Consider the following 26,351-nt stretch of genomic DNA (forward strand, 5'->3'; position numbering starts at 1 on the left):
TGATAGGTCAGGTGTGGAAGTGCAGTAATGCATTAAGCTAACTGATACTAATTGCCCGTACGGCTTGTCCCTATAACCTTGACGGTTACAGTGCATTTACTCTTTGATGAGAGTTACCCAACTTACTTCTTCCAGATTGAGCAGTGACGTTGCCCCATAGGGAACGGCACTGCGTACAAGTCATGCCTGATGACCATAGCAAGTCGGTCCCACCCCTTCCCATCCCGAACAGGACCGTGAAACGACTTTGCGCCGATGATAGTGCTGCAACCAGTGTGAAAGTAGGTTATCGTCAGGCTGTTACATAGAAAAACCCCGCTAGCGTGTGCTGGCGGGGTTTTTCGCATTTGAACGCATGCTTTGTGCACTGCCCACTTGATTCCGACCCGTCGGCCGGCAAGATGCTGTCGACCGATCAATGTCGTGGAGCAGTTGACGCGACCGCCACGAAACGGCTTGCCCCTTATGTTGCAAGAATTGCTATATGATCGTGGAGTTCATCCCCTTCGGCCAACCTTCCGTGGCCAACACCCAGCGTGCGGCAAACACCTGTTCGAGAAGTTCTCCAAGCCACTGAACTGCGCCTGAAGGCGCTGATGTTGCGGGGTATGGAGGGCGATGGTAAGCGTACAGCCTGCACCGTCTAGACACTGAATAGCACCAGTTGCCAAGATAGTCCCCACTAAATTTTGGTGGAGACTATCTTGGAGAGTGAGGTCAAACCCGGCAGGCGCCGACGCAGTACGAACTACCCACTGGAGTTCAAGCGGAAGTTGGCGCAACAGGCGTGCGAACCCGGTGTGTCGGTTGCACAGCTGGCTCTGCAGCATCAGTTGAATTCGAATATGGTGTTCAAATGGCGGCGCCAATTGCGCGCCGGCCTGTTCGATCAACCGGGGCTGGTTGCGGTGACATTGGCGCCAGTGATACCGCCACGGCTTGGTGTGAGCGATCAGCGCTGCGAAGGCGTGATCGAAATCCGGCTGGGCAATGCGACGATGCGGATCGAAGGTCGGCCCGATCCAGCAACGCTGGCAGTGGTCCTGGAAGGGCTACGCCGATGATCGGCCTGCCCGCAGGAACACGTATCTGGCTCGCGGCCGGCGTGACCGATATGCGTTCCGGCTTCAACGGTTTGGCCTCAAAAGTGCAGACTGCCTTGGAGGAAGATCCGTACAGCGGCCATGTGTTTGTTTTCCGCGGCCGGCGCGGCGATCTCATTAAAGTGCTGTGGTGGACTGGCGATGGCCTGTGCCTGCTGTGCAAGCGCCTCGAGAAGGGCCGCTTCATCTGGCCACAGGCCACGAGCGGTACCGTCACGCTGACACAGGCCCAACTCTCGATGCTGCTTGAAGGGATCGACTGGCGCCGGCCAGAACGGACTTGGCGACCGGAGTCGGCCTTGTAAACTTGCTATCGTCAGCGTAAACTTGGTCGCATGCTCAACGCCGCTGACCTGCCCGACGATATCGCTGCCTTGAAGGCCATGCTGCTGGCCAGCGAAGCGCGTGCTGCACGGATTGAAACATACGCAGAACAGAGCGAAGCGCGCTTGGCGCATTTGACCGCTGAACTGTCGAGGCGGGACGCCGAGATCGAGCACCTGAAGCTGGTCCTGGCCAAGCTCAAGCGCATGCAGTTTGGCCGCAGCTCTGAAAAGCTGGACCAGCAGATAGAGCAACTGGAACTGCAGCTGGAAGACCTGGAAGCGGAAGAAGCGGTCGCCGAGGCCCAGGCGCCTGCAGAGGTAGCGCCTCGCAAGAAAGCCGAACGCAAGCCGCTGCCACCACATCTGCCACGCGAAGAGCATGTGCACTCACCGGGCAATGATGCCTGCCCGGACTGCGGCGGCCACCTGAAGTATCTGGGTGAAGACGTCTCGGAGCAACTGGAGTACGTGCCGGCCAGTTTCCGCGTGATCCGCCACGTACGTCCCAAGCTGGCCTGTGCCTGCTGCGATACGATCGTGCAAGCACAGGCAGCAAGCCGGCCGATCGAGCGCGGCATCGCCGGTCCTGGACTGCTGGCCCATGTGCTGGTAGCGAAGTATGCCGACCACCTGCCGCTGTATCGCCAAAGCGTGATCTACGGCCGTGAAGGCGTGGAGCTTGAGCGCAGTCTACTGGCCAACTGGATCGGTGCCGCCAGCATGCTGCTGCGTCCCCTGATCGATGCCCTGCGCCGCTATGTTTTTGCCGGCACTAAACTGCATGCCGACGATACGCCACTACCGGTACTGGCGCCAGGCAACGGCAAAACGCGCACGGCACGCTTGTGGACTTACGTGCGCGACGACCGCGCCGGCGGTGACGACACGCCACCGGCAGTATGGTTTGCATACTCACCCGACCGCAAAGGCGAACATCCGCAGGCGCACCTGGCCAACTTCAACGGCGTGCTGCAGGCCGACGCTTACGCCGGCTTCAATGCGGTCTACGACACTGGCCGCGTGATCGAAGCAGCATGCTGGGCACACGCGCGACGTAAGTTTTACGACCTGCATGCGGCGCGCCCGACACCGCTGACCACCGAAGCGCTGCGCCGGATCGGCGAGCTGTATGCCATCGAAGAATCCATCCGCGGCAAGCCGCCCGACGAACGTCGTGTCACCCGCCAGCAGCAAGCGAAACCGCTGCTCGACGACCTGGAGCGCTGGCTGCACGCCACGCTCGCTACGCTGTCGCGTAAATCCGATACGGCGGCAGCGATCCTGTATGCCCTCAAGCTGTGGCCGGCACTGATCCGCTATGCCGACGATGGCCGCATCGAAATCGACAACTCGGCCGCCGAACGCGCGCTGCGCGGCGTCGCGCTGGGCCGGCGCAACTTCCTATTTGCCGGCGCCGACAGCGGTGGCGAACGCGCCGCTGCCATGTATGGGCTGATCGGAACGGCCAGGCTGAACGGCATCGACCCCGAAGCCTGGTTGCGCCACGTGCTGACGCATATCGCCGATCATCCTGTGAACCGCGTCGACGACTTCCTGCCCTGGAACTGTGCCGCCAAACTGGCCGGCTGAACTCCGCTTCCCAGCGGTGTGGCAAACATCATCTCGCTTTCCATCTGACGGCTCAAGACGGTGCTGAACAGACGCTTACAAATTAGACCGGATTAGATCGCGAGGGAAAACGGGGGCACTGCGTCATGCGTCTTTTCCATCGAATCCGCTTGAGTCCGCTTGAATCCGCCTGACGCTAATCGGGTTCAGCAGATAGCTCGACTGGACCCGGACAAGCGAGCTTGCAGACTCTATGTCCGCCTCTGGCTGAACTCGGCCGTTCGCCAGAGCGCAGCAGCCCGCAAAATCGGAAAGTCGCAGGCTCTCGTGAAAGGCAGCTCCCGCCCTGAAGCGGACCGTCGTCCGAAAAAAGGTCATCAATCCGACATAGTCAAGATCTGCTGCCACCGGTTTCAAGGCTATATCGTTTTGCAAGATGTTCCACTCCCTAAAGATCCTTCAGGGATCGGGTCATGCTGGACATAAGGTAGGCGCGGTCAACGTCAGAAATTTTCAGCCTTTCAAAACCGGGCCAACTGGCGACATTGGACAATCCGAAGTCCCATGCTTCACTAAAATAGGTCGGATCCAGTCCCCACTCATCTCGCGGCACCGATCGATGTATGAAACCGCGCACAACCCACAGATCAGAAAGGAACTCTCGTCCGGCATTGCTGAGAGGTTCGAGAGGTCTTTCATCGGGCCAGATCAAGCAGAATTTGAGCAACTCGAAGTTTGGTTGAGCTGCAGGATCCAAAGTCAGCTTCCTCAAGATTTCAATATCGTTCCGCAATATCATTTGTATGGCTCCAACTATAGCAACTCGCCTAGCACCGCGAGCCTGCGGGCTCACGGATACCCGGGAAAACCTCGAAGCTGACGTTAGGTGCACGACCTCTCCTGGCCGAATCGGCCATAAGTCACGCTGCGGGCGCTGGAACGGTTCGCACCGCGCGTCGTCGCTGGAGCGGAACAATCGATTCCAGCACTCCGGCGCGCTTACATATTAATGGCGCGCACCAGCCGCACGCCCCACTCCTCGTCGGGATTGGTCGTGCCGTCGCCAAGGCGCTCCTGCATTACCGCAACACCCAGGTCCCGCCGCTTCGGTAGCCGGCTTCGCTCCGCGGCATTCAGCGCAGCGCCGATCTCGGCATAGGTCAGATCCGTGCAATAAACGGGCGCACCCGGCTGCTGGCGCCACGAGTCCGCGAGCGAGCCGGCGTCGAAGGCATCCAGGCCGGTATCGTTGACCAGCGACATGGCGACCTTGCGATCGTGACCCCGGTCCGCGGCCACCGGGATGGCGATGCGGTCGGATGCGCCGGCGGGCCTTGCCTTCCTGGCCAGGGAAGCCGAGCCGATGGCATTCCATGCCTTGGCAACGGGACGGCCAAGCTGCCCGGCGACCCACAGGCTCTCGACCTGGCCTTGCTCGATGGCGTCGATCTTCTCGTCGCGGAAGGGGTAGTAATTCGAGGTGTCGATGACCACGGTCTGCGCCGGGAGGCGGGCGACCAGTGGCGCGATGCCGGGGATGCGGTTGAGCGGGATCGACAGGATGACGGCATCGACATCGATGAACGCGTCCTCAGCGGTCACCGCGCGCGCGCCGCCGGACAGCAGTTCCGCATCGATCGTCTCGGGCCCACGCGAATTGGCCACTTTTACTTCGTGACCGGCCTGGCTCAAGCGCATGACCAGCGTCTTGCCGATGTGTCCCGTTCCCAAAATACCGATCTTCATACATTCCTCTCATTGATGATTTCTGTGCTGTCATAATAGGAACAAACTCCCTTGACAACAAGAACTCACCGAAAAGTGGGTAACGCACCAAAAGGTAAGTACTATGAACCGCGACTGGCAATGTGACGATCCCAAGCAGCAGCTCGTATGGGCCGCAGCGACGGGCGAAGCGCTGCGCGTACTGGAAGGAAAGTGGAAGATCGTCATCATCGTCCAGCTCTTCGCGGCCAAGCAGCCGCTGCGATTTTCGGAATTGCAGCGGCGGGTCGAAGGCGTCAACCAGAAAATGCTGATCCAGCAACTCAAGGAGCTGGAGAAGGACGGGATCGTCACACGAAAAGTGTATCCACAGGTACCTCCCAGGGTCGAATATGCACTCAGCGACATTGGCCTGGCGCTCGGTCCTTCGATCGAGTCCCTGGTGGACTGGTCACTGCTGCGCCGGGATGCCCTTCGTGCTGCCTCCCCGGCCTGACTGTCGACGGCGACCGATCGTGGCGACGCAATACCCTGCCATGAAAAGGGCTGATCACCGCCCTGCCGGCGCTGGCCGAACCATCGCGGCAACGCAGGCGCTCGGGTAGAGGTGCCGATGGAGCTCTTTCAATCGATGCGCCTGTTCGCCAAAGTCGCACAGCTTCAAAGCTTCACCAAGGCCGCCGAGTCCCTTCATATCGGCCGGCCGCAGGTCACGCTGGCCATCAACCAGCTTGAAGCGTCGTTGGGTGTACGGCTGTTTCAGAGAACGACACGCAAGGTCAGCCTGACTGCCGAGGGCGAGATCTTCCTGGCCAGGGTTGAAGAGATTCTCGGCCGCGTCGACGAAGCGGTGGCGATGTTCCAGCCTCCGGGGGGCGCCGTCAGCGGACGCCTCCGGATCGATATTCCTTCGGCGTTTGCCGTGGAGGGCTTCATGGCTTCGCTCAGCCAATTCCGCAAAGCGTATCCCAGGGTATCGATCACGCTGGGGGTGAGCGATCGTTCGGTCGACCTCATCGCCGAAGGGGTCGATTGCGTGCTGCGCATCGGCGAACTGCCGAGTTCCAGCCTGGTGGCTTGCCGCCTGGGCGCACTGGTGATGATCACCTGCGCGGCGCCGGCCTATCTCGAGAAAGCGCCGCCGCTCGAGAACCCGGCCGGTCTCGACCGGCATACATGCGTCAATTTCCTGTCCGGCATCAGCAAACGCACGCTGCCATGGCACTTCCGCGACCATGGCGTGGGCACGACGCTGCTGCCTGACAGCTCGATGCTGGTGAACGATGCATCCGCCTATGTCCAGTGCGCCCGGTCCGGCTTCGGGTTGATTCAAGTACCGGGAATCCTCGTGGACCGGTATCTTCGCGACGGGACGCTGGTGGAGGTCCTGGCGCAATATCGTCCCGCCCCGCGCCCTGTCTCGCTGGTCTACCCAAGCCGGTCGCATGTTCCGCCAGCACTGCGGGCATTTTCGGAATGGCTCCAGCAGCACTTCGCCGCCATCGACCGCACCTGGCTTGCGTAGTCGCGCACCGGCTGCGCCGGCGTGACTATTACAGCTTCACCAGGATCTTGCCGAACTGCGCGTTGGACTCGAGGAAGCGGGTTGCTTCGACGATCTCATCGAACGGGAATACCTTGGCAATCTGCGGGCTGAACTTTCCAGCGCTCAGACCTTCGGTGATGAAGGTCTTGGCGCGGGCAAGTTTCTCGTCATCGGCAGTCACTTCGATAAATTCGTAGCCGCGAATCGTTGTGTGCTTGCCCAGCACGTGCAGTACCGGCACTGGCGTGGTGTCGTGGCTCAGTGCGCCGTAGATGAATACGATGGCATCCTTGCTCGTCGCCTTGACGATGTTTTCGAAGTCGGGGCCACCTACCGGATCGAAGACCACGCGTGCACCGGCGCCGCCGCTGATGCGCATGATCTCCGCAGTGATGTCGTCCAGGCCGGTCTGCAGAATGTGGGTAAAGCCTGCCTGCCGCAGTGCATCCGTTTTCTCGCCATTGCGGGTGATGGCGATCGGGGTGGCGCCGACGGACGCGGCGATCTGCATCGCGGCCAGTCCCACACTGCTCGACGCCGCCGGCAGAACCACGAAGTCGCCTTTGCCCAGGTTGGCCAGGTCGATCAGTGCGCCCCAGGCAGTGGTGAACGGCATCCAGGTGGCGGCTGCGGCTTCATAGCTTACGCCAGCCGGATTCCTGACCACGGCGCGGGCCGGGGCGATCACGAGATCGCCATACAGGCCATACTGGTCGAACATGAAGGCCGGGATGACGGCGACCTGATCGCCGACCGCCAGGCCGCTTACCCCCGGTCCGACGGCGTCGATCACGCCCGATGCCTCATAGCCCATCGTGGCCGGGAAGATCGGCTCGATCACGTAGCGACCGGAGCGGTACATGCTCTCGGCGCGGTTCAGACCCAGCGCGCGGACGCTGATGCGTACTTCGCCAGCCTTCGGCTCGGGAGTGGGTACTTCGTCGATCTGCAGAACTTCAGGACCACCGGTTTTGTGAAAACGAACATGACGTGCCATAACTCTTCTCCTGCTTTTGATACGCCGCCAACGGGGCGTGGAATGGGTAATTGACCGGTCCGCTCACGCTGGCGTCGAAGGACGCGAAGGCAAGCTGGACACAGGCGAACTATAAGGAGGAGCCCGATCGTCGAGAAGACCGGATGGCGGGAACTGACTGTTTCGGTTTTTGCCAACTATCGCCACGAGCATGCGACATTCCGTACGGTGCGGTCGAGGAGCCGATGACCTGTCCCCTGCCCGGGCGGCGGCCCCCTGCGCGAATGATCCCATCAACATATCAACAAGCGTGCAATGCGCGACGCTTTATTTCCCACTTGAAGCTAATTCGATCGGCATTGGAAATTCTGATTTCTCATCAGTAAGTAGTCTGCGGATTTTATTTGCATTCAACGATTTCACATCCGCACTTGGCGATACACTTGCATTGCTTCCTGCAATCGATCACGGCTGACCTCCCAAACTCTCGATGCTGTCAATCCCATCGAATAGTTTTCCTGCGTGCAGTGGTATTTATTTTCGGAAAAATATCATGACAAATACAAGGTCTGTACAGCGCATTTTGATGTTGGCTGTGGCATTAAGTTCGGGCATCGCGCACGCCAGTGCCGTCGGCGCACGCGACGTTGCCATCCACGAGCTGCAGGTGAATACCACCGGCATCCTGAATAATGATGAGAGAGGCGCGGCAAGTAATATCATCCTGGATTTTTACGTCGGATCACGAGCCTCCATCACAAGCCTCGAATGGGACGTCAATGTGACCAGTTATGCCGGAAGCTACCTGTCCGAAATGAAGGTCACGTTCAGCGATACAACGGGCACCGGCGTGACTTTTACGCCCGGCAGCGGCGATGATTTTGACGGGACAGCGAACTACGCCGGATTCCAGGATCTTGGCGAGCTTGGACAGGTTTTTGCAGTGGGCGCCGACGGCATTCTGCGTCTGGAATTCCATGACGGCTTCAAGGATCTCGCATTCGACGAGCCTGAGGGAGTATGGAACTCGGGCACGCTGGTCTTCGGTATTTCTCCAGTGCCCGAGCCTCCCGCCTTTGCCATGGTGCTGGGCGGTCTGCTGTTGCTGTCGACCGCTTTCAGGCGACATCGTTAGCAGCAGCCGGTTTTCCCTGATCGGGACCTGTTTTCCCCGACGGATGTTTCATCCCAAAACAGCCATCACCGGAGCCCGAACCATGCCGACACGCTTTTTCCACCAGCCGCTGATGCGGATTCTCTCAGCTTGCGGCGCGATGACGCTCGCGATAACGTGTGTTATTTCCGCTGCCCCGGCATCCGCGGAGGCCACGTTCGAACCTGCTCAACCGATTCCTCTTTATTCCTATTTCGCGACAGGCGATGTCAATGCCGCGGTAACGGCGCCATCGTCGCTGCCGACGCCATCATTCGTGTTGATGGGTGGCGGTCCCGACGTGGATCCGGCGTTTCGATGGCTGATCCAGCGGGCCGGCATCAAACCGGGCACCGGGGGACGATTCGTCGTCATTCGGGCCACCGGGACCGAGGCGTATAACCCGTATATTTATTACAGCGACGAGGCGTTGTCGACTTCCACGACGATCGCCGATATGTGGGTGGGCGGCGCCGCGCTGGGCCTGACATCGGTGGAAACGCTGGTGATTCCCAGTGTCAAAGCGGCCAACAGCCAGGCCGTCAATGCGATCGTGGCGAAAGCCAACGTCGTCTTCATCGCAGGTGGTGACCAGAGCCATTACATCCGTTTCTGGAAAGGCACGGCGCTTGAACAGACGCTGAAAACACTGATGGCGAAAAACGTCCCTGTCGGCGGCACCAGTGCGGGTCTGGCAGTGTTAGGCCAGTTTGATTACTCCGCACTCTACCAGTCGGCCACTTCCGAGCTGTCGATGCTCAATCCATACTACAAGGATATTACGTTCGACCCCAGTCCTTTGAGTCTGCAGGGCGGCTTCATCGCACCACCGGCGCTGGCAAGCCTGATCTTCGATTCGCATTTCGACAGCCGCGATCGCATGGGCCGCTTCATCACCTTCATTTCAAGGATCGTGGCGCCGAACCGGACATCAAGCGGGACCGTAGGCTGCATGGGTGGTGTACTGCCCGCATCGTCCAGCGGCAATATGACCGCGCGCGGTATCGGTATCGGCGTCGAGACCGCATTGCTGGTCCAGGGAAATGGCAATGGGAGAGCCGTTACCGCGAAACGGATCACCAACCCTTCGACAACCACGGAAAGCGCGGTTTATTTTGTTCGCCCCTCTGTTCCGCCTTCTGTGTGCCGGCCCAGGTTTCCCCTGACAGTCTCCACCGTCGAGGTAAGAAAGCTGGCGGATTCGAATGGCGTTTTCAATCTTACCGACTGGACCGGCGTGCCGCTGTACAAACACCTGGACGTCAACTCCGGGGTGTTATTCCCCGCGGACTGGTATTGAGGGCCGCCGGCCGGAATGTATTATTTTTTACACATTACTGGGACGATGCGGCCATTGGCGCCAATTTCATTGATCAGCCGGCCGACACGCGCTAGTGTAAAAGCTGGAACCATGGAGGGATTGAATGACATATCAGCACGGGCACCTGCCGGTTCGAACACATATCGCCGTCAATGTATCGCGGATATTCGGCATCACGGCCACCGCCGGCCTGCTGGCTTCGCCGGTTTTCCCGGCAGCCGCGCAGGAGACACCAGCGATGCCCAAGGTCGAAATCACCGGTTCGTCGATCAAGCGCCTCAACGCCGAAACCGCATTGCCGGTGCAACTGATCACCCGTGCCGAGATCGAGAAAAGCGGCGTCACCACCGTGGCTGAACTGCTGTCGAAAGTGTCCGCCAACACGGCCGCCCTGACCGACGGCGCCAGCTTCAGCGACATTGCCGGACAGCGCGGTTTCAACGGCGCCAACCTGCGCGGCATTGGCGTGTCGTCGACGCTGGTGCTGCTCAATGGCCGGCGCCTGGCCAACTTTGCCTCGCCGGGCGGCAATGCGGGCGTCGACCTGAACGCGATCCCGTCGGCGGCGCTGGAGCGGGTCGAAGTGCTCAAGGACGGTGCCTCGGCCATTTATGGCACCGATGCGATCGGCGGCGTGATCAACTTCATCACGCGGCGCAATTACGAAGGTGCCGACGCCAGCGCCTACTATGCCGACACCGAGCACGGCGGCGCGCGCAAGGCCACGGCGACCCTGTCGGGCGGCATCGGCAATCTCGCAACCGATCGCTACAACCTGCTGGCCGTGCTCGACTACCAGGACACGAGCAGCCTGCGCTCGTCGCAGCGCAGCTGGATCGGTTCGGCCTACCAGCCCGACATCAATCTCGATTCGGGCAGTTCGAATACTTTCCCGGCCAACGTGCGCCGCACGCGCGCCGATGGCACCACCGCCACCGGCCCGCGGATGAATCCCGGTGCACCGGCCTGCAATCCGCCGGCAACCGTTTATGCGCCGGAAAGCTTCGTCGGTCCGGCCGCCTGCATGTACGATTACATGCAGGACACCGAACTCTTCCCGGAATCGAAGCGCGCCTCGCTGCTCACCCGCGGCCAGTTCGCAGTCGACAAGGACACCACCCTGTACGGCGAACTGCTCGTCAACGAAACGTCGACCACCTACCGCATCAGCGCACTGACGATCTCGGGCGAGATCTATCCGCTGGCCGGCCAGTACTACCCGCATGCGCTCATCACGAGCAACAAGACTCCGCTCGTCGTCAACATGCGCCTGACCGAAGGCGGACCGCGCACCAACGAAATCGATGCCAAGGCGACGCGCATGGTGGTCGGCCTGAAGGGCGGCGCGCTGGGATGGGACTACGACATGGCGCTCAATCACAGCGTCAACGAGGTGGACGACAAGTATATCGACGGCTATGTCAGGACCTCGCTGTTCGACGCGGCTTTCGCGCGCGGTGACATCAATCCTTTCGGACCGTCCGGTGCGGACGGCGCGGCCTTGCTGGCCGAGGCCAAGATCAACGACCTGGCGCGCCATTCGCGCGGCACCACCGACTCATTCGACATCAAGGCCACACGCGACCTGTTCGCGATGGCTGGCGGAAATGCCGCCATCGCGCTCGGCGCCGAATACCGGCGCGAGAAGATGAGCTTCAGGCCATCGGCGTTGCTTCAGGCCGGGGAAATCCGCGGCGAAGGCGAGGCCACGCCGTTTTCGGGCGGGCGCAATGTCAAGGCGGCATACGCCGAAGTCAACCTGCCTTTGCTGGCCAGCCTGGAAGCGCAACTGGCGCTGCGCCATGACCGCTACAACGACGTGGGCTCGACGACCAACCCCAAGGTCGGCATACGCTGGAATCCGATGAAACAGGTGGTGGTGCGTGGTTCGTATGGCACCGGCTTCCGTGCGCCCTCCCTTGCCGACCTTTACAGCCCTGTGCGGCTGGGCCAGGCCAACGGCATCTACAACGACCCGCTCGGCTGCATCCAGGTCGGCGCGATCGACAATACCGACAATCCCGACTACTGCGGCCTGCAACCCGATAAGCTCCGCGGCGGCTCGGCATCGCTGCGCCCGGAGGAATCGAAGCAGCTTTCGCTGGGCCTGGTGGTCGAACCGTATCGCGACCTCACGACCACGCTGGACTACTGGCGCATCAAGAAAACCGACGTGATCGTTTCGCCGGAAGGCTCCTACTTCACCGACCCGGTGCGCAATGCCGCCTTCATCATCCGCGGCGAGCCGGACCCGGCCCTGCCGGGTATCCCGGGACCCATCCTGTCGATCGATTCGCGGCTGCGCAATATCGGCGCACTGGAGACCTCGGGCGTCGACCTGGGCGTCGACTGGCGCCTGCCCGCGACCGCCGTGGGCAGGTTTGCCGTCTCGCTCAACGGCACCTATGTGTTCGACTACAAGACGCGCGAGGCGAGCGACGGCCCCGACATCAGCGCGCTGGGCGTGTATACCAACGACCAGATCGTCCAGCGCTGGCGCCATACGGTGAGCCTGGACTATGAACGCGGCCCGCTCAACCTGACGTTGCAGCAAACCTACCTGCGTGGCTATCGCGACCAGAACCTGCTGGCCGACGGGTCGGTCCATCGTGTCGATGCGTATTCCCTGCTCGACCTGACCGGCGGGTATCAGATCTCGACCGGCCTGAGACTGCGGGCCGGTATCAGGAATTTGCTCGACAAGAATCCACCGCGGTCGAACCAGCTGTTCAGTTTTTCGGTCGGCTACGATCCCAGCTATACCGATCCGCGCGGACGCCAGTTCTACACTGCGCTGGCTTACGCGTTCAGGTAGCCTCCGCCAGGCCGGCGGGCCGCCGCGCAAGCAGATCCGACAGCCGCTGGAGACCCGCCTGCAACCGTCCACGGTCCTTGATGGTACCCGGCGACATGCGCAGCGCATTCATGGATCCGCTGCCTGTCGCGAATGCCTCCGCCGGCATGACCGCGATACCCTCGCCGCCGTCCCCGGCGCCCCTGTACCACCCGGCCAGGATATCCCGCGCCATCCCGTGGCGCAGGCGGCCTCCCTGCGTACGCCTTCCATCAATCCGGCAGCCGAACCGTCGAGGATCCACTGCGTGGCCAGCGCCGCCGTCATCTTGTATGGTTTCACCTGGGACATTATGTCTCAATGTATGGATATTGCTTTCGCGTAGTATGCCTTATGGTCAGACCCGGTGACGGGTTTGAACGACGGCGAGGCTGCCGAAACAGCATTACAAGGCAGTGCGCCTCGATAGTGTCAGGAAATACCCTGGGAATACGCAAACATGGAATGGACCCCGATAGTCTTCGCGACGTTCAAGATTCTCGTGCTGGGCACGGGGATGTACTACGCCGTCAAGTGGCATTACGATCAAGGGAAGAAGAAGCAGGACAAGGAGCACGGAAAGAAAATGGACTGGGAACAGGAGAAGCGCGCGGTACTGCTCGCGGCCGCCAAGGTCGCTGTGGTCTTCGTAGTGTCGCTGCTGCTCCTGGGACTCTTCACCGTCGCCCTGATGAGATGGGTCGGGCTGGACTTGTCCTTCCCATGACGGGCCGGCTGCGCGGCCGGCCCGCCAACCCTATCGCGGCAAGGGGGCCTCCTGCCGCTGCACGATCTCGGCGGCATTGAAGCCCACGCCCAGCGACACCTTGCCGGGCGGCGCCACCCACTTGCTCCCCTTCTCGTCCCAGTACGACAGCAGCCTGCGCTCGACGGGAATCGTCACCACCTGCTCGCCGCCCGCCGGCAACTGAACCCGCGCGTAGCCGACCAGTTTCACCGCCGGCGTGTCGACCGGCGCCGGCAAGGCGCCGCTGTACACCTGCACCACGGTCGATCCGGCGCGCGTTCCGGTATTCTTCACGCGCACCGATACCGTGGCCGCCACGCCGGCCAGCCCCCCTTCCGCATCCTTCCCGCCCTCGCCTGCCCGCACGTGCAGGCGATCGAGCTGGAATGTCGAATACGACAGGCCGTAGCCGAACGGGAACAGCGGCTGCTGGCCGTGCTTCTGGAGGTAGCGATAGCCGACGAACACGCCTTCGTCGTAGCGCACCGTGCCGCCGCCCTGGTATGGCCGCGGGCCCTGGCTTTCGTCCGCCGGGAACGAGACCGGCAGGCGCCCGCCCGGTTCGGCGTCGCCGAACAGCACGTTGGCGATCGCGGTACCGGAAGCGGAGCCCGGATACCACATCTGCACCACGCCTTTTACACGCGCCAGCCATGGCATTTTCACGGCGCCGCCGGTATTCAGCACCACCACCGTGTTCGGGTTGGCGGCGGCGACCGCTTCGACGAGCGCATCCTGGTCGGCCGGCAGCGCGTAGCTGTCGCGGTCCATTTCCTCGCCGGTCACCTGGTTGACGAATACTACGGCGACATCCGACTTCTTCGCCAGCGCCACCGCGTCGGGGATCATCGAGGCCCCCTGCCAGCCCAGCTGGATGCGCGGTCCGGTGAACGCCCCGCGCGACGAATACTCGACCTCGATGCGCACCTTGCGGCCCTTTTCCAGGCTCACCACGCCATGCAGCGGATACGTGTACGGGCCCGAACCCGGGAAGCCGTCGGCTGTCGAGCGGGCGCCATCGATGACGGCCTTGCCGTCGACCTTCACCTTGACCGCTCCGCTGACGGAAGCGGTCAGCCGCACGGGGCCGTCCTTGTCCGGCGTGAAGTCCGCCACCCACTTCGCCGACCATTTCGCCGGCATCGCCATCGACGGCCTGCCCTTGATGTCGATTTCCTTGACCGTATCGCTGCCCAGCGCCGCGCCGCCGAAATCCTCGTCGCCGAAGTAGCGCACCTGCCAGCCCGGCTTGCCGTCCGGCGCCACCAGCGCCACCGGCGGCGCGAAGATGCCGCCATCGGCGGACATCGACGGCAGCACGAAGTCGCCGAGCGACCCTTGCGCGTGCGCCACTTTCGCCCCGCTGCCCGCTTTGGCGGCGATGGCATCGAGCGGCGTGGCGAACTGGCCCGGATCGACGAACGTCGACCACATCACGCCGGTGACGGTGTCCTTGCCGGCCGGGCCGATGACGGCGATCCGGCCGCCTCGGCGCAGCGGCAGCACATTGCCCTCGTTCTTCAGCAGCACGGTAGCGCTTTCCGCCACCCGGACGGCCAGTGCCTGGTGTTCCGGCGTGGTCACGACCGCAGCCGGCGTATCGGTGACGGGCCGGTCGAAAGTACCGGTCGAGAACAGCGCCCACAGCATGCGGCGCGCCGCGTCGTCGAGCCGGCTGGCCGGAATGCGCCCATCCCTGAAGCCCTCGGCCTTGCGCAGGAACGGCTGCAGCGACCAGGAGTCGATGCCGGCATTGAATTGCGCGATGCCGTCGGCGCCGCCCATGAAGTCGGTGGCCATGTAGCCCTGGAAGCCATGGCGCTTGATCGCGCCGAGCAGCGCGGCGTTCTCCAGCATGTAGGTGCCGTTCACTTTCGGGTAGGAGCCCATCAGCGAACCGATCGCCGCTTTCTCCACCAGGTAGTGGAACGGCAGGTCGTACACCTCGTGCAGCGCGCGCGGCCCTACTTCCACGTTCATCGTCAGCCGTTCGCGTTCCGTGTGATAGACCGTGTAGTGCTTGGCCATCGCGATCACGCCCTCGCCCTGCATGCCCGATGCCACCTGCGCACCCATGACGGCGTTGACCAGTGGGTCTTCGCCGAACGATTCGGTGAGCCGACCCGACAGGCCGTCGCGCGCCACGTCGACCGTGGGACCGAGGATCACGTTCCAGCCCTTGCCGCGCGCTTCCACGGCGATCGCCTTGCCATATTCTCGCGCCAGCCCCGCGTCGAACGTGGCGCCCAGCGCCAGCGGCACCGGGAAGGCCGTTACCCCCTTGTCGCCGCGCAGGCCCGCCGAGGCATCCACGCGGGTCAGCGGCTGGATGCCCAGCGGGGCCAGCGGCGCGTACTCGGCCGGATCGACGCCGCTCACCAGCGCCACCTTCTGCTCGAAAGTCATGGCTTTCAACACTTGGGCGGCGCGCACTTCCGGCGCCTGCGTGGCATCGCGCCAGGCTTGCGTACCCGATCCGGCCGCGGGTTCGGCTCCCTGCGCCAGGAACGCGATCGCCAGGCCCACGTGCACGGCCACGCCGCGGCGCAGCAGGTTCTTCTTCATCATCTCGTCTCTCTTGTCGTTGTCGTGGTTGAAAACAGTCAATGCAGGGCCGCCGCCGGCAGCCTGCGAATATAAAACCAGCCCAGTGCCGTGGTAAAGCCCACCGCCACCGTCAGCGTCATGAACAGCGTGGCCGGGCCGCTCTCGATCAGCAGCGGCGTGCCCAGCGCGGCCACGGCGGCCAGCATGCGCGTGAAGAACGTGGTCGCACCCTGGGCCGTGGAACGCAGCAGGGTGGGAAACAGTTCCTGGCTCCACACCTTCCACATCGACTCGCCGGCAAACGCGCCGCCGACGCCCTGCAGGATCTGCCAGGCCGCCAGCGAGAACACGTTGACGCCGAACACGACCGGCATCAGCTGCCCGGCCACCGCCAGCACGCCGCCGAGCACGAACCACGTCATCCGCGACGGCAGGTCGACAATGCGCATGAACAGGATCGCGCTGCCGAACGACACCGCCAGCTGTGCGGTATTGACCAGCCCCGCGGTGGAAACGGAAGTTCCGGCCACCTCGGTATACAGCAGCGTGCCGAACTGGCCGCCGGTGTTCGCGGCCAGGTTGAACACGCCGTAGAACAGCGCCAGCGCCATGAACGGGCCGGCGAAGCGGCGCCCGAACAGCTCCCGGATGCTGCCGGCGTCGAGCCGGTGTGCATCCGCATCGGCGCGCGCCCGCGACCATTCGCCGGATTCCGGCAGCGTGGCGCGCAGCGCCAGCACCAGCAGCGCCACCGCCAGCACATGCGCCCACATGATCCGCCCGCCCAGTTCGCCGAGGCCGCCGACGAAGATCTGCAGCACGTAGGTAGTGCCGATCGCCGCCATCCACAGTACGTGCGAAAAGGCGATCAGCCGGCCCTTGAAGCCGGGCGGCGCTTCCTCGGCGATCATCGCCATCGACACCGGCAGGTCCGCGCCGATGCAGAAACCCACGATCACCGTGCCGGCGCACAGCACCGCCAGCGACGGCGCGAACGCCAGCATGGCCGTGCCAAGCGCCAGCCCGAGCATCGTGGTGGTGAACACGCGGCGCCGGCCGAAGCGGTCGCCCAGCCGCCCGCCGACCAGCGCGCCGATGGCGAACAGCGCCGTCAGCACTGCCGACAGCTGTCCGATGTTCGCCAGCGACAGCCCGAAGCGGTCCTTGTACAGCACCAGCGCAGCGCCGCTCGTGATGATCGCGGCGGCATCCAGGTAGGAGGCCATGCCGGCCAGGATCGCCACCCGCCATGCCGGGCGAGGCAGGTCGCGCAGCCGCGGCACGGGAATCGTCTCGACTTTCATGCCGCCTCCCCCGCCGCCGGCCGGCCCAGGCCGCGGGCCCGGAACAGCCACGCGGGCGAGCAGCTCCACGCGTGGCAATAGCTGTTGGCGTGGATGTCGCCATACGGAGAGGCCAGCGGATCGGCCGGGTCGAACGCTTCCCAGAACGTGTCGGCGCCGGCATCGAGCATCGCGCCCCAGTAGGCACGCACCAGGTCGAGCGCTTCGCCGTCCATGCCGCAGGCCAGCATCGCCTCGGCAATGTAGTGATAGGCATACGGCGTGATGGGCCGCAGTGCTGCCGGATCAGCCAGCGCATTGCGCAATGCCGCCTGCGCAACGTCGCGCGATTCCGGAATCCCCGCCAGCACGAGCCACGCCTGCGCCGCGCACGACACCTGCTGTTCCGGCCCGCTGGTGTAGACGCCGCGGCCGGCGTCGAACAACTGCGCGCGGGCGGCGGCCGACATGCCGTCGACCAGCGGGCCGTAGTGGGCAACCTCCCCGGCGCATCCGAGCCGTTCGGCCAGCGCCAGCATGCGCCGCAACGCAAAGACGATGACGCCATGCGTGGCCGCGCTTTTATCGAGCCCGTAAGCCCAGTCGATGAAGCACCATGTTTCGCCGCTGTCGTGGAACAGCAGCGTGTCGTCGAGCCGGGCCAGCAGGCAGTCGACCTGGCGGCGCGCCACCGGCCACAGTTCGCGCCCGCAGGCCACATCGCCGGTCGCTTCCACGTATTCCTGCAAGGTCACGCAGAACAGCGCGGCGTAGTCGAGCGTGGTGGTATCCCCGTAGGTGGGTTCGGGGCGTTCGTACACGCAGCCGTTTACCAGGCCGTCGGAGCGCGGCAGGCCGGCGAACAGGTACAGGCAGCGCTTGACGACGCCGTCGGCGCGCAGCGTCACATAGCTGGCCAGCGCCTGCAGCCGCAGGTCGCCCACCCACAGCCGCCGGTCACGCCGCGGGCCGTCCTCGAACGCCGTCTGCAGGCAGTCGCGCAGTGTACGCTGCGCCACGAGGTCGACCTGGCGGATCCATTCCGGATACTCCGCCGGCAGCGGCGCCGGTTCCGTGCGGGCGGACGTGACGGCGTGCGCCGTCATCGCCTCGAATCGTACGCCGAAGCGGCGCGACGCGGCCAGCACCTCGACCTTCACGTAGCGGAACGCGTGCCGGCGCGCCACCCGGAACGCGGCCGGCAGGTCGTCGACCGTGACGATTTCCTCCGGCAGCCAGGCCGCGCTGATCCAGCCCGTGTACGGATACAGCGGCTCGGCCACGTCGGTCGGCACTTCGCCGAACGTGAGGCGCAGGCGCACCGGGCTGTCCGCCACGCTGCCGGCCGGCACCGCGCGAAACGACAGGTAGCCCGTCATGTGCTCGCCGAAGTCGACGATGAAGCTGCTTCCTTCCGGCCAGTCGCGCCCGTCGAGCGCCGCGCCGTCCGCGACCGGCTGCATCGCATGGCGCAGCGGCAGATCGGGGCGCGGCACCGGCCGCACCAGCGCGACCGGCCGCAGCGCGCGTTCGGCCAGGGCGGGCACCAGGGCCTGCGCGGTATCGAGGAACGCCGCGACCGGCTTGCCGGCCGGGAGGTTGACCCGGCGTGCCTCTTCCGCCGCGTTGGCGCGGGCAATCTGTTCCGGACTTGGTTTCATTGGTCTCCTCGGTGGTTGCAAAGCGGGGTTACCAGCGCTTGCTCAGGCTGGCGGAAATCACGCGGCCCAGCGGGTTGGCGGCGGCGGCATCGAAGCCGAGGATCGACCCGCCGGTGTAATACACGGGCGGATTGCGGTCGAACAGGTTCGTCACGTCGATGGCCAGCGTGGTGTTGCCGAGCACGCCGCCATCCCGGAATTTCCACGCGAAGTGGCCGTCCACCGTGTTGAAGCTGGACACCCGCTGGACCGGCGTGATGCCGGTGTTGCGGTAGCTGCCGACATGGTTGGCGAACAGCGCGGCGCTGAAGTCGCCGCGCACCAGGCCGGCCTGGAGCCGCACCTTGTCGCGCACCGAATAGTTGGTGTTCAGCAGCTCGATGGTTTCCGCCACGCCCGGCACGTTCTGGTCGAACTTGAGCATGCGGGTACCGGCGATGCCGAAGTTCCACTGGCCGACGCTGTTGCGCAGGCGGTATTCGACGTTGTAGTCGATGCCCTGGATCGTCTCGTCGGCGAAATTCTGGCGGCGCAGGTCATAGATCGCCAGCGGCAGGCCCACGTCCGGGTAGATCAGGCCATCGTGGCGCAGGCCGGCCAGCAGCGGTTCGACGGTGGAGCGCCATTGCGCGTCGGTGGCACCGGCCGGACGCAGCGTGCGATAGCGGTCATACGCGCCGATCGGGTTGAACAGCGGTCCGAACGTGGGGAACGTGATCACATCCTTGTAGTCGATGCGGAAGTACGTCACGCCCACCTTGAAGCCGCCCAGCAGTTCGGGACCGAGGTCCAGGCCCATGCTGTAGGTATTGGCCTTCTCCGGCTTCAGGTCGTTGCCGCCGGCCAGCCACACGGCATAGTCGGACGGCCCGGCGCTGCCGCAGCCGAGGTGCTGGCCGGGCAGGCAGTCGGCGCGGATGGCGCGGGTATCGATCGCGCTCGGCGCGTCCGCCAGGCTCGGCGCATGGAACGAGCGGCCGGCCGAGAAACGCACCTTGGCGCCTTCGGCGACCGTCCAGGTGGCGCCCACCTTGGGATTGGTGGTACTGCCCACGTCGCTGTAGCGGTCATGGCGCGCGGCGACCGACACGTCGAGCTTCCTGACACCGGGGACGGCATTCGCTTCGCCCAGCACCGGGAAGTACAGCTCGCCGAAGACGAAGTCGTCGTCGCGGGTACCGACCGACGTGTACGGCGCCGAGGTGAAATCGCCGCCGACGGGGCCGGCCGATGTCAGGCCTTCCATTTCCTCGCGCCGCGTGCCGGCGCCCAGCGCGGCCCTGGCCTTGCCGCCGCCCATCTGGAACAGCGGGCCATCGAGCTTGACCTGGGCTTCCTTCAGCGTGTGGCGCGCGTTGTAGCGCGTGACGAAATTGCCGACCTGGCCCAGCACGCCGGCGCTGGTCTGCGCGCCGATGCCGGTCGGGTTGAACGTGCCGTTGGCCGCCGCGGCGATCGCCAGCGCCTGGTTGATGCCGAAGTTGTTGACGTCATCCTTCTCGATGCCGTAGTTGAACTCGACCTTGGCGCTCCAGTCGTTCGGCAACTGCACGTTGGCGCCCGCCACCAGGCTGCGCGTGTTGGTGGTGATGCGGTTCGTGAACGCCGCACCGAAGTCCGCGGCCGGGTTGTACGTCACCGACTGCGTAGCACCCGCATCGGCACCGGCCAGCGGCAGGTGGAAGGGGCTGCCGGCCGGCACGGCGAGCGACAGGCCGCCGCTGGTGACGCCGCTGCCGGAGACGCGCGAATCGAGCCGGCGCCCCGAGTACAGGAAGCTTGCATACAGCTCGGCCGACTCGCCGACATCCTGGCGCACGCTGAAATAGGCCTGGTCGCGGTGCTGTGCGGGGTACAGGTCGTTGCCGCGGTTGGTCTCGCAGCGCGTGGCCGCCCCCGGCACCAGCGCAGCGCCGGCGAGGATCGGGTAATTCACGCCGCCGACGGTGGCCGTACCCGGCGTGCAATTGGTCGAGCGCGCGTCGGCGCCGCCCCAGCGCCGCTGGTCGGCGACCGCGTACGGACGGGCGAAGCCGTCGAGCGCGGTGTTTTCCGAGCGTTCGATGGCGGCCAGCGCATGGCCGCCCTCCCACTTGTGTCCCATCAGGTGGCTGAAGTTCTTGGTGCGGTAGCCATCGGCACTGCCGAAGCGCAGCTTTGTCTCGGCGCCGTCGAAACTCTTGCGCGGCACGAAGTTGATGACACCGGCCACGGCGTCGGAGCCATAAATGGCCGAGCCGCCGTCCGCCATCACCTCCACGCGCTCCAGGATCGAGGTGGGAATCGCGCCGGCGTCGGGCGCGGTCTGGTTGATGCCGGCGCCTGGCAGGCGGTGGCCATCGAGCAGCACCAGCGTCAGGCCGCCGCCGCCGTTGCCCACGCCGATGCCATGGATGGCCGGCTGGTCGACGAAGTTGGCCTGGTTCTGGCCGTTGTTGATGCCGGAAGCGCTGAAACTGCCCATCTCCGGCACGGAGCGCAGCAGTTCGGTGGAGGTCGTGGCGCCGGTGGCGGCGATATCCTCGCGGCGGATCGTCGTGACGTCCGACCCTACCGCGGCCACGCCGCGGATGCTGGTGCCGGTCACGGTCACCACGTTCTCGGGCTGCACGGCCTGCTGGCCCGCGGCCGAGCCGATGGCTCCGGCGAGGCCGCAGGTCGCCAGGGCGATCCGCGTCATGCGCATGCCGGGAACGCGGTGAATGGAATGTCGTTGCATTGCCTGTCTCCTTGAATTGGTATGGGTGCTGCGTTGAACTGCTGTTTTCAGGGCGCAGCCGTGCCCGCGCGCGGCCATGGCTGCCGTGCGCATCGTGCTGACGCCTGGGGTACTCAGTGCGGCGGGCTGGCGCTGGTCCAGTTACGCGCGGCGGCGAGCCGGCAGGCCGCCTCGCCGCCGCCTGCCGGCGCATCCGGCGCAACCACGTCGACCTTCACGCCGGCGCGCTCCAGCATCTGCACGCCGGCGTCCGGCGCACCGGTATCGGTGACGACGCGGGCGACGCGGTCCAGCGCGCACAGGAACATGCCGCCGCGCCGCTCGAACTTCGAGGAATCGGCCAGCACGACCACGTCGCGGGCCTGGTGCAGCAGCCGGCGGCCGGCCTGGATCAGCAGCGCGTCCGCTTCCATCAGGCCCAGCGCGGACAGGCAGTGCGCGCCCATGAACAGCCGGTCGGCGTAGCAGTACTGCACCGCCTCGGTATCGAACGGGCTGAGGATGATGCCCTGCGCGGGATACACCTTGCCGCCGGTGAGGATTACGTCGTTCTCGCCGGCAGCCAGCAGTTCGCGGGCGACGGCGAACGAATTGGTCAGTAAGCGCATGCGCCGCTCCGCCAGATAGGCGGCCAGGTGGAACGTGGTGGTGCCGCCGCCGATCAGCAACGTGTCGCCGTCGGCGCACAGTGCGGCGGCATGGCGCGCGATGGCCCGCTTGCTGCCGGCATTGGCGCGTGCCGCATCGAGGAAAGTGTCGCCCCGGGCCGCCCCCGGCATCCGGCTCGCCGCAGCCTGGGCCGCGCCGGAGTCGATGCGGCGCGCGCCGCCATGGGTGCGGCACAGCTGGCCCGCGGTATCGAGCAGGCGGATGTCGCGGCGCACCGTGGCGGCGGACACGCCGAGCCATTCGGCCAGCCGGGAAATGGGCGCCGCGCCATGCTCGGCGAGCAGGCGCAGCAGGTGCTTGTGGCGGTAGCGCGGGTCCATCGCAGTCTCCTTTATGGCCGTGGACGGCCTGTTTTTCTTGCGAACCTTAACGTCTTGTAAGCAAATATACTCACGCATTAATGTTACGTAAACCTCTTAAAGAAACATTACAAGAAATTGATCATTTAGCCCGGTGCCACGCCAAGGTGGCCGTTTCGTTCATTTATTGTTAAACTCTTTTTATGCATATCCTGCTTGCCGAAGACGACCCGATCCTTGCCGACGCGCTGTGCGCCCACCTGCGCGGCATGGGCTATACCGTCGAACACGCGCCGAACGGCCCGGTGGCCGAGTACCTGCTGCAGCGCCAGCCGTTCGACCTGTCCATCCTCGATCTCGGCCTGCCGATGGTCGACGGCCTGACCGTGCTGCGCCACGTGCGCGCCACCAACCAGCAGATGCCGGTCATCGTGCTGACGGCGCAGGATGCGCTGGAGAGCCGCGTGGCCGGGCTCGACGCCGGCGCCGACGACTACATGACCAAGCCGTTCGACTTCCCCGAGCTCGATGCCCGCGTGCGGGCACTGCTGCGCCGCGTCAGCGCCGGCAGCGGCAATTCCGAACTGGGTTTCGGCAAGCTTGCTTTCGACCTGCGCACCCGGCGCGCCACGATCGCCGGCGAACCGGTCGAACTGAGCCCGCGCGAATGGTCGCTGCTGGAACTGCTGCTGGTGAACCGCGACAACGTGGTGACGAAGGAACAGATCAACGAAAGCTGGGCCAGCGACGGCACCGGCACCGGCGCCGGCAACGCCATCGAGGTGTACATCCACCGCCTGCGGCGCCGGCTGGAAGGCTCCGGCCTGGACATCCGCACCGTGCGCGGCCTGGGCTACCTGCTCGAAGCGGACAGCCGCGCGGCACGCGCCTGAGATGGTCTCGCTGCACCGCAAACTCCTGCTCTGGCTGCTGCTGCCGCAGCTGGTGCTGTGGGTGGCGGGCGGCTTCCTCACCTACCGGCTGGCCGCCACGTACGCGAACCGCGCGATCGACGCCAGCCTGGCGCAGGCTTCGCGGGCGCTGCTGCGGCAGGTAAAACCCATCGAACAGGGCCTGCTGATCGATTTTCCGCGCGCTGCCCAGGATGTGCTGGAAGCGGATCCGAACGATCCGCTGATGTACACGGTGAGCACGCCGCCCGGCCACTTCATCCTGGGCAACGAGAACCTGCCGGCACCGCCGGCGCGCATCGAACGCAAGCTCGACACGCCTTATTTCTATGACGGCGAAGTGGTGCCGCAGCCCGATCCCAGCGGCACGCCGAAGCAGATGCGCATCGCCGCGCTGTACGTGGCGTTCGGCGACATCAGCGCGCCGCAGCAAACCATGCTGGTGCAGGTGGCGCGCAGCAGCGCCAACCGCGAAGAGCTGGCGCGCGCCATCCTGGCCGACACGCTGCTGCCGCTGTCCGGCCTGGTCCTGCTGATGAGCGTCATCGTGTGGGCCGGCATCCGCGCCGGGCTGGCGCCGCTGGCGCGGCTGCGCCGCGAGGTGGAAAGCCGCGCCCCGGGCGACCTGACACCCCTGAAACTCGACCTGGCGCCGATCGAACTGCGCTCGCTGGCCGGTGCGCTGAACGATCTGCTGGCATCGGTGCGCCACCACGTGGGGGCGCAGCAGCGCTTCATCGCCGATGCGGCGCACCAGCTGCGCACGCCGCTGGCCGGCCTGAAAAGCCAGACCAGGCTGGCCCTGGAAGCGGCCGGCGACGACGTGCAGCGCACCCGCCTGGACATGGTGCACCAGAGCGCCACGCGCAGTGCCCACCTGGTGGCGCAGCTGCTGACGCTGGCCCGCGCCGAGCCGGGCGCGGCGGCGCTGGAACGGACCCGCTTCGACCTGCACCGCTTCGTGCGCGAAGTGGCGGCGCACCTGGTGCCGCGCGCGCTGCGCGCCGGCGTCGACCTGGGCGTGGATGCGCCTGCCGGCGAGATTCCGGTCCATGCCAACGCGGCGCTGCTGCGCGAAGCGCTGACCAACCTGGTCGACAATGCGATCCGCTATGGCGGCCGCGGCGCCGAAGTGACGCTGCGCATCAGGGAAGAGCAAGGCGCCGTGGCGATCGTCGTCGACGACAACGGACCCGGCATTCCCGCCGCGGACCGCGAGCGCGTGTTCGAACGCTTCGTGCGTGCCACCGAAGGCGGCGACGGCTGCGGCCTGGGCCTGGCGATCGTGCGCGAGATCATCGAGCGCCACCACGGTACCGTGACGCTGGGCGACGCCGAACCGCACGGCCTGCGCGTGACGATCCGGCTGCCGCGCGAGCCGCAACCATGAGCACGCTGCCGCGATGAGTGCCCTGTCCCCACGCAAGCCACGCCTTGCGGCGGCAGTGCTCGCCCTGCTGCACGCCGCCCTGCCCTGCGGCGCGAAGGCCGGCGAAGTGGAGGTGCTGCATTTCTGGGCCAGCGGCGGCGAGGCGCAGGCCGTGGCGCAGCTGAAAGCCACGCTGCGCGCGAACGGCCATACATGGAAGGACTTCGCCATCGCCGACGGCGGCGGCGGACTGGCCGTGCTGATGCTCGATTCGCGCGTACGCTCGGGAAACCCGCCGACGGCCGCGCAGATCAAGGGCGTGGCGATCCAGGAATGGGCCCGCAAGGGCAAGCTGTCGGGCCTCGACGACGTGGCCGGCGCCGAGCGCTGGGATGCGCTGCTGCCGCGGCTGATCAGCGACACGATGAAATACCGCGGCCATTACGTGGCGGCGCCGCTCAACCTGCACCGCGTAAACTGGCTGTGGATCAATGCCGACGTGCTGCGCAAGGCGGGCGCCAAAGTGCCGGCCACGTGGGACGAGTTCTTTGCCGCCGCCGAGGCGATCCGCCGGATCGGCATCACGCCGGTGGCCTACGGCGGCCAGTCCTGGCTGGACATGGGCACGTTCGAGAGCGTGGCGATCGGCGTGGGCGGCGTGGATTTCTACAAGAAGGCGTTCCTGGAACTGGACCGCGCGGCCCTGGCCAGCCCGGCGATGGAGAAAACCCTGGAAACCTTCAAGCGGCTGAAGTCCTACACGGACCAGCGCAACATGGGGCGCGACTGGGTGGCGGCGACGGCCATGCTGAACCGCGGCGCCGCCGGCATGCTGATCATGGGCGACTGGGCCAAGGCGGAGATGCTGGCCGCCGGCAAGCGCCCCGGCATCGACATCCTGTGCACCGCCACGCCCGGCTCCGCCGATACGTTCAGCTTCGACATCGATTCGATCGTGCTGTTCGACGTCAGCGCGGACAAGAAGGCGGCGCAGCGCGACCTGGCGCGCGCCGTGATGGGCCGCGAGTTCCAGCAGGCGTTCAACCTTGCCAAGGGTTCCATTCCCGCCCGGCTCGACGTGCCGCTGGACCGCTTCGATGCCTGCGCGCGCCGCGCCCGGCAGGATTTCCAGCACAGCGCGAAACGGGGCACCCTGCTGCCCAGCCTCGCGCACGGCATGGCCCATCCGTCGCACACGGTGGCGCCGATGTGGGACGTGGTGCAGCAGTTCTGGCACCAGGACCGCATGACCGCGCGCGACGCGATGGCCCGGCTGGCCGCCGCGGCCAGCCCTCCGCCGGCAACCAAGCGCTGATCCGCCGCCACACCCCGGATCACCCTTCCCGACGATGCGCCTGCGCGAGCCCGACGCCAGGGCGGGCACGGCTGTGCCCACCGCCGCATGCTGGTGCAACTTCGGCATCCGTGCAAAATGTGTTCGGTCACCGCACCAGTGGTTGTCTACCGAACGAACGTTCAGTATAGTTGCCGGACGCCTCCCGTCACTTTCATCCTGGAAGCCGGGAGCCGCGACCGTATTTACCCGGCTGGCGACAGCGTTGCGTGCCCCGAAGCGGGCATCGAAGCGAACAA

General features: G+C 65.1%; 20 protein-coding genes, 1 rRNA gene and 1 pseudogene. 13 read left to right on the forward strand and 9 right to left on the reverse strand.

What is annotated here, in order from left to right; genetic code table 11:
* The first annotated feature begins 185 nt into the window (after positions 1-185).
* The 4 genes from rrf to tnpC all read left to right on the forward strand — a co-directional run bounded on the left by rrf (position 186) and on the right by tnpC (position 3,019).
* Positions 186-298, forward strand: a 5S ribosomal RNA gene (gene rrf / locus ACY34H_RS03365).
* A 406-nt stretch (positions 299-704) separates the two neighbouring features.
* Complete coding sequence (gene tnpA, locus ACY34H_RS03370) at positions 705-1,064, forward strand: IS66-like element accessory protein TnpA (protein WP_464976077.1); 360 nt, start codon at positions 705-707, stop codon at positions 1,062-1,064.
* The gene (gene tnpB / locus ACY34H_RS03375; protein ID WP_464976078.1) at positions 1,061-1,408 is read left to right on the forward strand and encodes an IS66 family insertion sequence element accessory protein TnpB; all 348 of its coding nucleotides are present in this window, start codon (positions 1,061-1,063) and stop codon (positions 1,406-1,408) included. Before tnpA ends, tnpB begins: the two co-directional genes overlap by 4 nt.
* Positions 1,409-1,438: 30 nt before the next feature.
* Positions 1,439-3,019, forward strand: coding sequence for an IS66 family transposase (gene tnpC / locus ACY34H_RS03380; protein ID WP_464976079.1), 1,581 nt, complete (start codon positions 1,439-1,441; stop codon positions 3,017-3,019).
* A 427-nt stretch (positions 3,020-3,446) separates the two neighbouring features.
* On the opposite strand, the gene ACY34H_RS03385 is transcribed toward tnpC, so the two are convergent.
* On the reverse strand, positions 3,447-3,770 hold the full coding sequence (locus ACY34H_RS03385; protein ID WP_464976080.1) for a hypothetical protein: 324 nt from the start codon (positions 3,768-3,770) through the stop codon (positions 3,447-3,449).
* Positions 3,771-3,997: 227 nt separating this feature from the next.
* Positions 3,998-4,744, reverse strand: a complete 747-nt coding sequence (locus ACY34H_RS03390; RefSeq protein WP_464976081.1) for an NADPH-dependent F420 reductase — start codon at positions 4,742-4,744, stop codon at positions 3,998-4,000.
* A 103-nt stretch (positions 4,745-4,847) separates the two neighbouring features.
* On the opposite strand from ACY34H_RS03390, the gene ACY34H_RS03395 reads away from it, so the two are divergent.
* Positions 4,848-5,219 (forward strand): winged helix-turn-helix transcriptional regulator, encoded by a 372-nt coding sequence (locus ACY34H_RS03395; protein ID WP_464976082.1) that lies wholly within the window; start codon positions 4,848-4,850, stop codon positions 5,217-5,219.
* 117 nt (positions 5,220-5,336) lie between these two features.
* Positions 5,337-6,248, forward strand: a complete 912-nt coding sequence (locus ACY34H_RS03400; RefSeq protein ID WP_464976083.1) for a LysR family transcriptional regulator — start codon at positions 5,337-5,339, stop codon at positions 6,246-6,248.
* A 28-nt stretch (positions 6,249-6,276) separates the two neighbouring features.
* Here ACY34H_RS03400 and ACY34H_RS03405 read toward each other — a convergent pair whose 3' ends face one another.
* On the reverse strand, positions 6,277-7,266 hold the full coding sequence (locus tag ACY34H_RS03405; RefSeq protein ID WP_464976084.1) for a zinc-dependent alcohol dehydrogenase family protein: 990 nt from the start codon (positions 7,264-7,266) through the stop codon (positions 6,277-6,279).
* A 532-nt stretch (positions 7,267-7,798) separates the two neighbouring features.
* Here ACY34H_RS03405 and ACY34H_RS03410 point away from each other — a divergent pair.
* The 3 genes from ACY34H_RS03410 to ACY34H_RS03420 all read left to right on the forward strand — a co-directional run bounded on the left by ACY34H_RS03410 (position 7,799) and on the right by ACY34H_RS03420 (position 12,534).
* Positions 7,799-8,380, forward strand: coding sequence for a hypothetical protein (locus ACY34H_RS03410; RefSeq protein WP_464976085.1), 582 nt, complete (start codon positions 7,799-7,801; stop codon positions 8,378-8,380).
* 82 nt (positions 8,381-8,462) lie between these two features.
* A complete protein-coding gene (locus ACY34H_RS03415; protein WP_464976086.1) occupies positions 8,463-9,698 on the forward strand; it encodes a cyanophycinase in 1,236 nt (411 codons plus the stop codon).
* Positions 9,699-9,822: 124 nt separating this feature from the next.
* Complete coding sequence (locus ACY34H_RS03420) at positions 9,823-12,534, forward strand: TonB-dependent receptor (protein WP_464976087.1); 2,712 nt, start codon at positions 9,823-9,825, stop codon at positions 12,532-12,534.
* Here the strand turns inward: ACY34H_RS03420 and ACY34H_RS03425 are convergent.
* Positions 12,527-12,840, reverse strand: a pseudogene (locus ACY34H_RS03425) (PLP-dependent aminotransferase family protein); the annotation flags it as partial. The gene ACY34H_RS03420 and the pseudogene ACY34H_RS03425 overlap by 8 nt on opposite strands.
* A gap of 172 nt (positions 12,841-13,012) precedes the next feature.
* Here ACY34H_RS03425 and ACY34H_RS03430 point away from each other — a divergent pair.
* On the forward strand, positions 13,013-13,279 hold the full coding sequence (locus ACY34H_RS03430; protein WP_464976088.1) for a hypothetical protein: 267 nt from the start codon (positions 13,013-13,015) through the stop codon (positions 13,277-13,279).
* 30 nt (positions 13,280-13,309) lie between these two features.
* On the opposite strand, the gene ACY34H_RS03435 is transcribed toward ACY34H_RS03430, so the two are convergent.
* The 5 genes from ACY34H_RS03435 to ACY34H_RS03455 all read right to left on the reverse strand — a co-directional run bounded on the left by ACY34H_RS03435 (position 13,310) and on the right by ACY34H_RS03455 (position 22,499).
* A complete protein-coding gene (locus tag ACY34H_RS03435) occupies positions 13,310-15,868 on the reverse strand; it encodes a beta-glucosidase (protein WP_464976089.1) in 2,559 nt (852 codons plus the stop codon).
* A 35-nt stretch (positions 15,869-15,903) separates the two neighbouring features.
* Positions 15,904-17,151: an MFS transporter gene (locus tag ACY34H_RS03440; protein ID WP_464976090.1), complete on the reverse strand. Its 1,248-nt coding sequence runs from the start codon at positions 17,149-17,151 to the stop codon at positions 15,904-15,906.
* Positions 17,148-18,791, reverse strand: a complete 1,644-nt coding sequence (locus ACY34H_RS03445) for an alpha-L-rhamnosidase-related protein (protein WP_464976091.1) — start codon at positions 18,789-18,791, stop codon at positions 17,148-17,150. The genes ACY34H_RS03440 and ACY34H_RS03445 overlap by 4 nt, the downstream gene beginning before the upstream one ends.
* A gap of 28 nt (positions 18,792-18,819) precedes the next feature.
* Complete coding sequence (locus ACY34H_RS03450; RefSeq protein WP_464976092.1) at positions 18,820-21,510, reverse strand: TonB-dependent receptor plug domain-containing protein; 2,691 nt, start codon at positions 21,508-21,510, stop codon at positions 18,820-18,822.
* 113 nt (positions 21,511-21,623) lie between these two features.
* The gene (locus ACY34H_RS03455; RefSeq protein WP_464976093.1) at positions 21,624-22,499 is read right to left on the reverse strand and encodes a DeoR/GlpR family DNA-binding transcription regulator; all 876 of its coding nucleotides are present in this window, start codon (positions 22,497-22,499) and stop codon (positions 21,624-21,626) included.
* A gap of 182 nt (positions 22,500-22,681) precedes the next feature.
* On the opposite strand from ACY34H_RS03455, the gene ACY34H_RS03460 reads away from it, so the two are divergent.
* The 3 genes from ACY34H_RS03460 to ACY34H_RS03470 are packed head-to-tail and all read left to right on the forward strand — an operon-like array spanning position 22,682 to position 26,073.
* Positions 22,682-23,371, forward strand: a complete 690-nt coding sequence (locus ACY34H_RS03460; protein ID WP_464976094.1) for a response regulator transcription factor — start codon at positions 22,682-22,684, stop codon at positions 23,369-23,371.
* Position 23,372: 1 nt separating this feature from the next.
* Positions 23,373-24,779, forward strand: coding sequence for a sensor histidine kinase (locus ACY34H_RS03465; protein ID WP_464976095.1), 1,407 nt, complete (start codon positions 23,373-23,375; stop codon positions 24,777-24,779).
* A gap of 13 nt (positions 24,780-24,792) precedes the next feature.
* Positions 24,793-26,073 (forward strand): ABC transporter substrate-binding protein, encoded by a 1,281-nt coding sequence (locus ACY34H_RS03470; RefSeq protein WP_464976096.1) that lies wholly within the window; start codon positions 24,793-24,795, stop codon positions 26,071-26,073.
* Positions 26,074-26,351: the final 278 nt, after the last annotated feature.

The sequence above is a fragment of the Pseudoduganella sp. jia 9 genome, from assembly GCF_055502615.1.